This is a genomic window from Pseudomonas sp. GW821-FHT11G12 (assembly GCF_058808055.1).
The window spans coordinates 136,693-148,552 of record NZ_JBXARH010000001.1 but is presented as its reverse complement, the minus strand read 5'-3'; the positions used below and the strand labels follow the sequence as shown (position 1 = coordinate 148,552).

Annotated in this window: 7 protein-coding genes; 3 read left to right on the top strand and 4 right to left on the bottom strand. The window is 62.6% G+C overall.

Translation table 11 applies throughout. The annotated features are described in order from the left end of the window. The 3 genes from AC1RR7_RS00655 to AC1RR7_RS00645 all read right to left on the bottom strand — a co-directional run bounded on the left by AC1RR7_RS00655 (position 1) and on the right by AC1RR7_RS00645 (position 7,531). The gene (locus AC1RR7_RS00655; RefSeq protein WP_493155701.1) at positions 1-4,470 is read right to left on the bottom strand and encodes a hemagglutinin repeat-containing protein; all 4,470 of its coding nucleotides are present in this window, start codon (positions 4,468-4,470) and stop codon (positions 1-3) included. A 94-nt stretch (positions 4,471-4,564) separates the two neighbouring features. Further along, positions 4,565-6,292 carry a ShlB/FhaC/HecB family hemolysin secretion/activation protein gene (locus AC1RR7_RS00650; RefSeq protein ID WP_273539130.1) on the bottom strand — a complete coding sequence of 576 codons (1,728 nt, stop codon included), beginning with the start codon at positions 6,290-6,292 and terminating at the stop codon, positions 4,565-4,567. A gap of 105 nt (positions 6,293-6,397) precedes the next feature. Beyond that, on the bottom strand, positions 6,398-7,531 hold the full coding sequence (locus tag AC1RR7_RS00645; RefSeq protein ID WP_493155699.1) for an MFS transporter: 1,134 nt from the start codon (positions 7,529-7,531) through the stop codon (positions 6,398-6,400). 97 nt (positions 7,532-7,628) lie between these two features. On the opposite strand from AC1RR7_RS00645, the gene AC1RR7_RS00640 reads away from it, so the two are divergent. The 3 genes from AC1RR7_RS00640 to AC1RR7_RS00630 all read left to right on the top strand — a co-directional run bounded on the left by AC1RR7_RS00640 (position 7,629) and on the right by AC1RR7_RS00630 (position 11,213). After that, positions 7,629-8,393, top strand: a complete 765-nt coding sequence (locus tag AC1RR7_RS00640) for an AraC family transcriptional regulator (RefSeq protein WP_493155697.1) — start codon at positions 7,629-7,631, stop codon at positions 8,391-8,393. A 109-nt stretch (positions 8,394-8,502) separates the two neighbouring features. After that, entirely contained in the window at positions 8,503-9,624 is a 1,122-nt protein-coding gene (locus AC1RR7_RS00635; RefSeq protein WP_096822021.1) for an HlyD family secretion protein, read from the top strand. Beyond that, positions 9,621-11,213, top strand: coding sequence for a DHA2 family efflux MFS transporter permease subunit (locus AC1RR7_RS00630; RefSeq protein ID WP_493155695.1), 1,593 nt, complete (start codon positions 9,621-9,623; stop codon positions 11,211-11,213). The genes AC1RR7_RS00635 and AC1RR7_RS00630 overlap by 4 nt, the downstream gene beginning before the upstream one ends. A 4-nt stretch (positions 11,214-11,217) precedes the next feature. On the opposite strand, the gene AC1RR7_RS00625 is transcribed toward AC1RR7_RS00630, so the two are convergent. Next, positions 11,218-11,658, bottom strand: a complete 441-nt coding sequence (locus AC1RR7_RS00625) for a carboxymuconolactone decarboxylase family protein (protein WP_096822023.1) — start codon at positions 11,656-11,658, stop codon at positions 11,218-11,220. Positions 11,659-11,860: the final 202 nt, after the last annotated feature.

Here is an 11,860-nt window from a genome sequence, read left to right as displayed (position 1 = left end):
TCAACCTCTTTCGTCGATCCCCGCTTGCAGGGACTGGCTGTCCAGGTGACCGCTCAAGGTCACCGGGCCGACTTTCAGGTTACCGTTTTCAAGGGAAACCTTCGGTGCGTTTTCTTCGGTTTTGTGCGGCAGATCCAACCCGGCTTTCACGCCGTAGTCGCGGTTGCTCAGGTCGCTGCTGCTGACCTTCGAACCACCCAGATCGACGTTGCCCCCGGTGGCGGAAATCCGCGCGCCGGTCAGTTGCGTAGCGCCGCCGACAGTGAGGTTCACACCCTGGCTGCCGCTGATACCGGAAGCCTGTTTCACGCTGTCCTTGTGCGCGTATTCGCCGTCGACTTTCAGCGTTGGCTTGTAGTCGGTGCCGGCCAGTTTGCCTTTGTCATCCGCGGGAGTCTTCTTGGCGGTCAGGCCCAGATCCACATCGACCTTGGCATGAGTGCTGGAGTCCTGACGGCTTTCGACCGTCAGATCACCGGCCACTTTGCCGCTGACGTCGCGCGCATCGATCCGCGCACCGCTCAGGCTCGCATCGCCCGCGCTGTTCAGCACCACAGTGTCAGCCTTGATCTGACTGTTCTGCTGGGTGGTGCCTTGCAGGTAGTCCACGCCGACTTTGGCCCCGGCATTGAAGCCGTGATCGCTGCTGACTTTTTCATCGGCGGCGGTAGGCGTACTTTTGCTCAGATTGCCGCCGGCGTTCAGCGCAACGTTCCAGTTGTTGCGGTTGTCGCTGGACTGTGCGGACTCCTGAACGAAGCCGCCCTTCTGCGCGTCGATGTTGACGTTTGGCGCGCTGACCTGAGTGCCTTGCAGGCGCACCGAGTCGCCGCTCAGCGCAATGCCGTTCTGGCTGTTGAGCTGACCACCGGTGAGGGTCTGCGTGTTCTCGTTGACCCGACCGATGTTGAAGTTGCCGCTGAGGTTGCCGCCCTGATCACGGCTCTTCTCGCTGCTGGTTTTGCTGCCGCCCGCCTTCAGGCCACCACCGAGATTGCTGCCGGTGGCGACGTGCGTGTCGGTGGCCGCTTGCAGGTCGAGCTTGCCGTCGGCCTTCAGGTCGATGTTGCCGACGCTGTCGATCTTCGTGCCTTGTTGAACCTGATTGCCGCCGCTGCTCAATTGCACCGGGCCGTTGCCGCTGATACTGGCGACATGCGCCTGGCTGTCAGTGGTCTGGTTGCCTTTGTGATCGAGCTGGAACCCGGCGCCGAGATCGACATTGGTGCCGTCGGTGCCCGGCAAGGTGCCGACGGTCAGCGAGCCGTTGCCGCGCAAGCTTGAGCTGTCGCTGCTCTGACGGTCGTTGGCCTGATTCAGGGCCAGATCACCGCCGGTCTTGACGCTGACACCGCCCTGGCCGCCGTCGAAACGGCTGCCTTCGAACTGTGCGTCGCGGGCGACATTGATGTTCACGCCCTGGTTGCCAGCGTAACCACCGACCACCGCCGTGGCGCTGTTCTTGCTCGACTGGCTGCTGCCGCCCGCGCCGCTGCCGGCCACGTTCACGTCTTCACCGGTCTTGGTGTAGACGCGCACATCAACCTTGGCATCCACCGAATTTTCGGTGCTGCTGCGGGTGTTGTTCGCGGCATCGGCCACCAGTTTGTCAGCGCTGATGTTCACTTTGCCGGCGCTGGCGTTGTACTGGGTGCCCTGGTCGTGCAGCGTGCCGCCGACCTTCACGTCCACGGTCTTGCCGTCGAACTGGCTGACCACGGCGTTGCTGCTCTGCTCGGTTTTATCCGCGCTGGCATGACCTACCGCCACGTCAATACCGACGTTCGGCTGACCGAGATTGGCCAGTGCGTCCTTGTCCGGCACTTTGCCGTCGAGCACGTCTTTCACCGCGCCGGCAATCGGCCGGGCGATGTCTTTGTACTCGACGTTGGCGCCGATGTCTGCCGACCAGTTGCTCTCCTTGTGAGTGCTGCTCTCGGTGTTGCTGGCAGCACGGTTGTCCACTTCGTTGGCGGCGACGTTCAGACCGTTGCCGGACTTCAGTTGCGCACCCTCGGTGACGAGTTTGTCAGCGTTGATGTTCAGGCTGCCGCTGCTCTGCACACCGGTAGTTTGCGCAGTGGTTTTGCCGGTGGTGTCTTGCGAAGTGCTGTGCGAGAAGTCCACGCCGCTGCCCGCGCGGTCGAGGCCGCCGGTGTAGTAGAAACCGCCGCCGGTGCTGCGGGTCTCGGTCGAAGTATTGTGGCTGTCCTGCTCGGCCAGCAACGAAACGTTCTTGCCACTCAGGGTGGTGTCGCCGGCGGTGGATTTCACCTCGGCGCCCTTGAGCGTCACATCGCCGCCCGCCTTCACTTGCACAGTGCCGCCGCTGAGGCTGGAACCCTGCTGCGTGACGTCGTTGGCAGTGACGGTTTGCGCCTTGTCTTCGTAATGCACGCCGGCGCGATATTGCTCCGCCGTCTGCTCCTTGGCGTAAGCGTCAAAACCACGGGTCTGTGTGCTGTTGCTGCTGTCGTGGGTGTTCTGCGTCGAATGCACATTCACATCACCCGCCGCATCCGCCATCAGCGAACCGCCGGCCTTGACCTTGGAGCCGGCGACTTCGATGTCCTTGGCGCTTTTCAGCTTGAGGTTGCTGTCCGACACCAGCTCGCTGCGCACCGTGGTGCTGTCCTTGCTGTTCTGCCGGGACTCGTCCTTGGTGATGCCGAAGAACTTGCTGTCCTTGTCGTGGTTGTTGCTGTGCGAGGTGTCCTGCACGCCGTCGATGGTCAGCGAACCGTTGTCGCTGATCACGCTGGCGTCCTGGCCGCCGCGCACCTGGCTGCCGCTGATGCGCACGTCGTCTGCCTTGACCACCAGTTTGCCGGCCGCGTTGATCTTGCTGCCCTGATGCTGGGTCTGGCCCTTGTCGGCGTCGCCGGTCTTGCCGAAGAAACCGCCGCCGACCAGATCACCGGAATAGCGGTTATCGCTGCTGCGGTTGGTGCGGGTCGCGGTGGTGATTTCCACTTGTTTGCCGGCCAGTTGCAGATCGCCGGCGCTGTTCAGCTCGGCGCCTTCGGAGCGCAACAGTGCAGCGGTTTGCAGGGCGATGTTGCCGCCTTTCAACTGGCTGGTGACGCTGCGTTGCTCTTCGCTGCTGCTGTCCCAATCGGCTTTCCACAGGTGTTTGCGATGCTTGCCCTGATCGGTCTGGGTGTGGCTTTCAGTAGCGGCGGTCAAACGCAGGTCGCCGCCGCTTTGCACGCTGAGGTTGTTCTTCGCTTCGACCTTGGCCGCTTTCAGTTCGGTGTCTTTGCCGGACGACAGCTGCGCGTCGCGGCTGGCGACGATCTGGCTGCCGTGCTGGCGCGAATCGCTGTCAGTCTTGGTGCGCTCGTAGGTTTCCCAGGTGATGCCAATGGTGCTGTTGTTCCAGTTCTCGCGCTGTTCCTGGAGCTTGCGGCTCTCGACGGTGGTCAAGGTCAGATTGCGCTTGGCATCGACCTTCACGTCACGACCGCTGACGTCGGTGGCGGCCAGCGTCAGGTCCTTGCCGCTGTGCAGGCCGACGTCGCCCTGGCTGCTGCGGATGCCGGCGCGGGTCACATCGAGGCTGTCCGGGATCGCCTGGCCGCTGACGCTCAAGTCGCCAGCCGAACGAATCTGTACGCCATCACGCCCGGCGACTTGCACAGCCCCGACCTTCACGCCTGCACCTTCAGCGGTACTGACGATGTTGATGCGCCCGGCCTGCATCGCGCCGAACAGGCTGGCGTCGATCCGCTGATCGGTGGTGTTGCCCGCCGGGTCCACGGCTTTCACCTGGCCGCTGGCGTAGTCGATCTGATTGCGTCCGACAGTGAGGTTCAGTTGGTCACGTGCAGTGATCGCACCCTGGCTGTCGATGCGCGGGGCGATCAGGTTGATCGAGCCTTCGCCATTGCGCAGCCCGCCGCCCTGAATCTGCAACTGACCGGTGGCGTCACGGGTGCTCAGGGCTTGCAGCTTGCCGTCGTTCAGCTCGGGACGGCCGACCACCAGATTGGCGTTCGGCGTGTTGATGAAACTGCCGCCGTTCACCGAAATGCCGTTCGGGTTGGCGAGCACGTAGTCGGCGGCGCGACCGAAGATTTCCTGGGCGCCGTTGATGGCCGACGGGTTGCGGCTGATCACTTCGTTGAGGATCACGCTCGCGGCCTGGCCCTGCAATTGCGGGTTGGCCGCCAGTTGCCCGGCGAGCTGCGATTGCCCGGCCTGCAAGGCGTTGTTCAGCACCAGTCCCTGACGGTCGACGTTGTAGTCGAGGAACTGGTTGTGCGACAGGCCCGAGCCGTTCGGCGCGACGATGTTGACGATCGGGACGCCGCCCTGGGTTTGCAGTTGCGCGGTGCCGCCGGGGCCGGGTGCGACCACCACACCGCCGGCCATGGCGCCCGGCAGATGAGCGACCAGGAACAGGCTGGCGATGGCCCAGCGCAGTTTGCCCCGTGGGGAAAGATGAAACGCAAAGGTATTCATTGGCATAAAAAACTCTCCATGTAGTGCGGCATCACGTTGCGCGTTGAGTAGAAGGCCACGGCTGTCGCGCTCAGGTCCGATGGCTGTTGTTCACTGACGTTCATATCTGTAATCCGACCCGCATCAGCCAGGTTTCAGGCTCGCTGTGCAGACCGGTCGGGGTGTTGAGGCTGCGTTGGTAATCGACATCCACTTGCAGGTTTTTCCAGCCCAGGTTGAGGCCGATGCTGGCGCCGCTCAGGCGTTGAACCGAGGCGCCGTGGTCGGCCTTGATCCAGCCGTGGTCGAGCCCGATTCGCGGGGTGAGCTGCACGGGAAAATCACTGCGCAGCGGCAGGCGCAAGGTATTGCGCCAGATCGCACCGCTGGCGCCGGACGCGCTGCTGACCCGATAACCGCGCACGGCGGAATCGTCGGTGCCGAGCAGTTGTTCGATCGCCGGCAACGGATCCGGGCTGTACTGCACGTTCAGTTGGCTCTGCCATTGCCAGGCTTGCGCGCCGAGCTGGCCGTTGCGCCACTGGCTGAGGCCGGCGCGGTACTTGCGAAACTGTGCTTTGGGCAGGTTCTTGACCTGATGATCGGCATCGTCATCGGCACCCAGCCAGCGCAGGCCCTGGGCGTAGTTGAAATCCAGGTTCCACACCGCGCGATCGAGCCAGAACAGATTGAGCCCGGCCTCGGCCACGGTCAGGGTCGGGCTCTGGATACCGAGGCGGACGTTTTCCAGATAGCTGTCGACGTCCTTGTGCGCCAGTTGCAGGTTGGCGCTGAGCTGATGGCTCTGGTCGCGCCACAACACGCGGTCGGCGCGCAGGCTGAGCTGATCGGTGATGCCGGTGCTGTGCAGGGTCGCCGCGCTGAGTTTGAACGGTGCGCGATATTCGGCGTGGCTGGCGAAGGTGCTGAACGTCCAGTAACCGTAGGGAATTGCGTAATAGAGGCTGGCGTTGCGGCTGTAGCGGTCGCCCTGATTGAGCGTGTCGCTGGCACTGAGGCTCAACAGGTCGTTGAGTTCGAGCGGACTGTCGAGCGTCAGGCTGAGCGTGTCGCGATCACGGCCGGTGCTGGCGCTGCCGAGGTTGTCGAAACCGGCCCCGAGTGCCCAGCGCGACTGCCCCGAGGTCCGCGAACGCAAGATGATTTTTGACGCGCCGGGCTGGCTGCCGGGAGCAATGTCGGCGGTCAGATCGAGCGAGCGCAGACGATTCAACTGATCCAGCCCCTGCTCCAGATCCCGCAGGTTCAGCGGCTTGCCGAGCATGCCCGGGAATGCACCGCCGAGGGACACCGGCAGGCTCTGGTCGGCCAGTTCGATGGATTCGATGTAGCCTTCGTCGATCAGGATATCCAGCGACTGGCCCGCTGCCGGCGCACTGCTCAGGTACGGACGGCTGGCGATGTAGCCCTTCTCCACGTACAGCGCAGTGATGGTCGCCAGCAAATGGTTGATCTGGCCGACACCCATACACGGTGCCAGCAGCGGTTTGATCCGGGCGTTGAGCTTGTCCTTATCGATCAGTGTGACACCGCCGATGCGCGTGCCGCTCAAGGGCCAGCAACGTTCGTCGGGTTTGATCGATTCAGCAATGGCCGGGGTGGCAGGCGCCGGGCCGAACGCACCGCGCTCCAGTTGCCGCTTGCGCTGTTCGAGTTGCAGTTGTTGCAGATCGCGCTGTTGCAGTTGTTGCTGGCGCAGCACTTCCTGGCCCGGGGCTGGAGCTTCGGCGGCGAGAACGCTGGGCGCACACACACTCAACAACAAGGCCGACAACAGCGGGCGAGGCAGGAAACTACAACGGGTAACAGCGCGAATCGAATACGGCACTCAACATCCTTGCAATCAAATGGCTTAATGCCATCCCATCAATTGCAGTGATAGTCAGAGCCTTCCTACACAATTGCAAGACGCTTCCTACATTGCTTACATTTCTTAAACAAATGCCTTTTTCGCGCGAATCGCCAGCGATAACGCGAGCAAGTTGCAGATCATCAGGGTTTCCCCGAGGGCCTGAGACCACGCTGCCAACATCAATCCCGCACCGATCAGCAGGTAATAAAACAGCCCCAGCAATGCACCGGCGGTGCCCAAACGATCGGTGTAATTGCTCAGTGCTGCGCCCAGAATGTTCGGGATCGCCATGCCGAACGCCAGTACCACCAGCAGCATCGGCAGCACGAACCAGACATGCGTCTGCAACAGCCACACGCCGATGCCACCGAGTAAACCAGTGAGGGCCGCAAGGCGAATCAACTGCAGCGGCCTGCAACCGATGTGCAGCAAGCGTTTGTTGAGCCATGCTCCAAACCCTGAGGCCAATGCGAGCATCACGCCGCTGTAGCCGAACCATGAACTGCTCAGTCCGAGACGTTCGAACTGAAAAGGCCCGAGGCTGTAATAGCTGAACAATGCGACGTTGAACGATGCAATCCACAGCGCCGAACGCCAGATACGGGGATCGCGCAACATGTCGCCCATGGTTGCGAACAGGCCAACGTAGGTGAGTTGTGGCGGACGGGTTTCCGGCAGGTTGCGCCAACTCCAGATCCACAAGGCCGATGCCAGCAACAGCAGCGCACCGAGCACGCCGCGATAACCGAAGCCCTGAACCAGGCTCGCGCCGCTGAACAAACCGATGGCCGGGCTGGCCGACAGCGCCATGCCCACCAGAGAAAACACCTGGGCCAGTTCGCTCCCGCGATAGCGGTCACGCAACAGCGTCTGGGTCACCACCGAGCCGACGGCGGCGCCAAATGCCGCCAGCGCCTGGGCCATCAACAAGCCGTTGAAACTGCGCACGCTCAAGCCCAGTACGCAGGCAACCGCATAAATCGCCAGACCGGCGAGCATCGAGGGCCGCCGGCCGATCCGGTCGCACACTCGTCCCCACGTCACCACACCAAACGCGAAAGCCAGGAAGTACACCGACAGGGTTTGCGCCGCCGCTTGCGGGCCAACATCAAATGCACGGCCGATATCCCCCAGCGCCGGGCTGAACAGGGTCTGGGCGATCTGCGGAAACATCAGCAGCGCAATCGCCAACATCAAAAACTTTCCAGGGTTCATCACCATGACTCCTCAACAAAAACGCCGAGGAGTTTAAAAAGTCGCGACTGACGTATTATCCAAACCCTGACAATTTATCGTTGAAATCGGACAACCCATGGCCTGGCTCGAAGCCCACGACCGTTTTGACCCGGATCGCTTCCCTGCGCCGGTAATCGGCATCGCCTCTACCCTCGGCGATCACGACTCCGGCCTGCATCGGCATCAGCGCGGGCAACTGCTCTACACCCGACAGGGCTGCACGCGCATCACGCTGGCACAGCAATTGTGTCTGCTGCCGCCGTCGCGAGCGGCGTGGATTCCCGGTGGCGTCACGCATCGGGCGGTGATGCAGCAAAGCGTCGATTACCGCTCCATCTACCTGACACCCGAGTTGTGTCGCGAGCTGCCGCAACAGATCTGCGTGATCGAGGTCAGCCCGCTGCTGCGCGCCGTGCTGGAACCGATGGCGATTGCCGAGTTCGCCACCGATTGGCAGCAGGGCAAATTCGTCCATCTGCTGGGGCTGTGCCTGAGTGAAATCCGTGACGCGGCGCAGCAGCCGATGCTTTTGCCATTGCCGCAAGACAAACGCCTGGCGCCTCTGCTTGCACGCCCCGAACAACTGCCACCGGAGCTGCAAGTGCTGGAGCAACAGATCGGCGCCAGCAGCCGCACCATCGGCCGGATCTTCCAGCGCGAAACCGGCATGAGCTATCAACAATGGCGCCAGCAATGGCGATTGATGCGCGCCATGGAATTGCTCGCTACCGGGCGCAACCTCGGCTATTGCGCGTTTGAACTGGGTTTCGCCAGCGACAGCGCATTCATTGCGTTCTTCAAGACCATGACCGGCACGACGCCCGGCACCTGGCTGCGATAAGCAAACGACGACCGGCAGCAAAAATCATTTGCCACAAAATATTACCTGCGTCATATTACAGCCGTAATAACAACCCGTTTTTGCCGGTATCAGCCGCAGGTATTACGCCATGACCAGCATGCCCACCGTTGAACCCGATCTCGCCGTTCCGGTCAGCGCTTCCAAACCTCCCCTGCTCAAACGCCTGCTGTTGCCCACTGCGGGTCTGGCCGCGCTGGTGTTCGCCGGGTTGTACGCCGCGCATTGGTGGGGTGCCGGTCGATTTCTCGAAGAGACCGACGATGCCTACATTGGCGGTGACGTCACGGTGATCGGGCCGAAAGTCGCCGGTTACATCGAGGAAGTGTTGGTCAGCGACAACCAGCCGGTGAAGGCCGGCGACGTGCTGATCCGCCTCGACGCCCGCGACTATCGCGCCAATCTGGCCAAGGCCGAAGGCGCAGTAGCCGCCGAAGAAGCGCTGCTGGCCAACCTCGACGCCACCGAGCAACTGCAACAAGCGGTGATCGGTCAGGCCCGCGCCGGCATCGATGCTGCCGGTGCCGAAACCGCCCGTTCCCGGGACGACAACGCACGCTACAAACGCCTGGTGACCACCAATGCAGTCTCGGTGGAAAGTGCGCAACGGGCCGACGCCACCTTCAAGACCGCGCAAGCCTTGAGCGCCAAGGCCCAGGCCGAACTGCTGGCTGCGCAACGCCAACTCACCGTGATCGAAACCCAGAAACAACAGGCCCGCGCCGCCCTCCAGCAAGCCCGGGCCGAGCGTGATCTGGCGCAACTCAACCTTGGTTACACCGAACTGCGCGCCCCGGTCGACGGCGTGATCGGCAACCGCCGCGCGCGGGTCGGCGCCTACGCTCAGGCCGGTTCGCAACAATTGTCGGTGGTGCCGGCCAGCGGTCTGTGGGTCGATGCCAACTTCAAGGAAGACCAGTTGGCGCGGATGAAACCGGGCCAGCGCGTGAGCATCCGCGCCGACGTTTTATCCGGCCAGGAATTCCACGGCCGCCTCGACAGCCTCGCCCCCGCCACCGGTTCGCAGTTCAGCGTGCTGCCGCCGGAAAACGCCACGGGCAACTTCACCAAGATCGTCCAGCGTGTGCCGGTGCGGATCCTGCTCGACCCCGCCGACGGCGTGCTCGGTCATCTGCGTCCGGGCCTGTCGGTGACGGCTGAAGTCGACACCCGTGCCCAGCCTGAAACCACCGCCGTGGCCAGCGCGCCATGAGCCGCGCCCTCGCTGTCCCTGCGCAGCCGTTCAATGCCGCCGAGATGGCGACGGCAACCAAAGTGTTCGCCTTCGCCACCATGTGCATCGGCATGTTCATCGCGCTGTTGGACATTCAGATCGTCTCGGCCTCGCTGCGGGATATCGGCGGCGGGTTGTCCGCCGGCACCGATGAAACGGCGTGGGTGCAGACCAGTTACCTGATCGCCGAGATCATCGTGATCCCGCTGTCGGGTTGGCTGTCGCGGGTGTTCTCGACCCGCTGGCTGTTCTGCGCCTCGGCAGTCGGTTTTACCCTCGCCAGCCTGTTGTGCGGCGCGGCCTGGAACATCCAGAGCATGATCGCCTTTCGGGCGCTGCAAGGGTTTCTCGGCGGCTCGATGATTCCGCTGGTGTTCACCACGGCGTTCTTTTTCTTCACGGGCAAGCAGCGAGTGATTGCTGCCGCCACCATCGGCGCCGTGGCTTCGCTGGCACCGACATTGGGCCCGGTGATTGGTGGCTGGATCACCGACATTTCGTCCTGGCACTGGCTGTTCTACATCAACCTGGTGCCGGGGATTTTCGTCGCCGTGACGGTGCCGATGCTGGTCAAGATCGATCAGCCGGAACTGTCGCTGCTCAAGGGCGCGGACTATCTGAGCATGGTGTTTCTCGCACTGTTTCTCGGCTGCCTGGAATACACCCTCGAAGAAGGCCCGCGCTGGAACTGGTTCAGCGACCAGACCATCCTGACCACCGCGTGGATCAGCGCCCTGGCCGGCGTGGCGTTCGTTGGCCGCACGCTGCACGTGGCCAATCCGATCGTCGACCTGCGCGCGCTCAAGGATCGCAACTTCGCCCTCGGCTGCTTCTTTTCCTTCGTCACCGGGATCGGCCTGTTCGCGACGATTTACCTGACGCCGCTGTTTCTCGGCCGGGTGCGTGGCTACGGTGCGCTGGACATTGGTCTGGCGGTTTTTTCCACCGGGGTGTTCCAGATCATGGCGATTCCGCTGTACGCCTTTCTGGCCAATCGCATCGATCTGCGCTGGATCATGATGGCGGGCCTGGCGTTGTTTGCGTTGTCGATGTGGGAATTCAGTCCGATCACCCACGATTGGGGTGCCGGGCAATTGATGCTGCCGCAAGCCCTGCGCGGGATTGCCCAGCAACTGGCGGTGCCGCCGGCCGTAACGCTGACGCTTGGCGGGCTGGCCCCGGCGCGGTTGAAACACGCCTCGGGCCTGTTCAACCTGATGCGCAACCTGGGCGGTGCGATCGGGATTGCGGCGTGCGCGACCATTCTCAACGACCGCACCAACCTGCACTTCACGCGGTTGGCGGAGCATCTGAACAGCAGTAACGAAGCGTTGAATCAGTGGCTGGCCCAGGTCGGCGGCAACTTCGCCGCACAGGGTCAGAGCGGTGACGTCGGCATCACCGCCGGCCTGCATCAGTTATGGCTGCTGACCTACCGCGAGGCGCAGACCCAAACCTATGGCGACACGTTCCTGATGATCATGGTGTGCTTCGTGATCGCCACGGCGATGGTGCCCTTGATGCGCAAGGTGCAACCACCGGCCGCGCCGAGTGCCGATGCACATTGACCGATCAGGCTTGTGGGGTTTTGCGAAAGCCCACGGCCAGACGGTTCCAGCTGTTGATGGTGCTGATCGCCACGGTCAGGTCGACCATTTCTTTCGGCGAAAACTGGGCAGCGACCGCTTCGTAATCTTCGTCCGGGGCGTGGGTCAGGCTCAGTTGAGTCAGGGATTCGGTCCACAGCAGCGCGGCGCGCTCACGGTCGGTGAAGAACGGGGCTTCGCGCCAGGCCGTCACGGCGAACAATCGACGTGGGGTTTCGCCGCCCTTGATCGCGTCAGTGGTGTGCATGTCGATGCAGAACGCACAGCCATTGATTTGCGAGGCGCGCAGCTTGACCAGTTCGATCAGGGTCTTTTCCAGCGGCAGTTTCGAGACGGCGGTTTCCAGGGCGATCATCGCTTTCAGGGCGTCTGGGGAAGCGGTGTAGAAATCGGCACGAGGTTTCATGGTGGTTCTCCGGGGCGAGTGAATGTGTGGCTACGTTAGTCCCGGGGGCGGGTCAGGCAAATAGCCAATCTCCCGGAAGACGAGTAGGCCACTTGGTTGGCGTCAGAAAAGAAAGTGTCGGGGGGCAATTGCCAGCGCTCGTTCCGTGCCACTAGAATGCGATCAATTCTTAATTGCACACTTTTCGCACTCTCGATTGCAC

Bases quoted from the DNA above. Each gene is read 5' to 3' on its own strand.
- AC1RR7_RS00655 (WP_493155701.1), bottom strand. From the start codon at position 4,470: ATGCCAATGAATACCTTTGCGTTTCATCTTTCCCCACGGGGCAAACTG.
- AC1RR7_RS00635 (WP_096822021.1), top strand. From the start codon at position 8,503: ATGACCAGCATGCCCACCGTTGAACCCGATCTCGCCGTTCCGGTCAGC.
- AC1RR7_RS00625 (WP_096822023.1), bottom strand. From the start codon at position 11,658: ATGAAACCTCGTGCCGATTTCTACACCGCTTCCCCAGACGCCCTGAAA.
- AC1RR7_RS00630 (WP_493155695.1), top strand. From the start codon at position 9,621: ATGAGCCGCGCCCTCGCTGTCCCTGCGCAGCCGTTCAATGCCGCCGAG.
- AC1RR7_RS00645 (WP_493155699.1), bottom strand. From the start codon at position 7,531: ATGAACCCTGGAAAGTTTTTGATGTTGGCGATTGCGCTGCTGATGTTT.
- AC1RR7_RS00640 (WP_493155697.1), top strand. From the start codon at position 7,629: ATGGCCTGGCTCGAAGCCCACGACCGTTTTGACCCGGATCGCTTCCCT.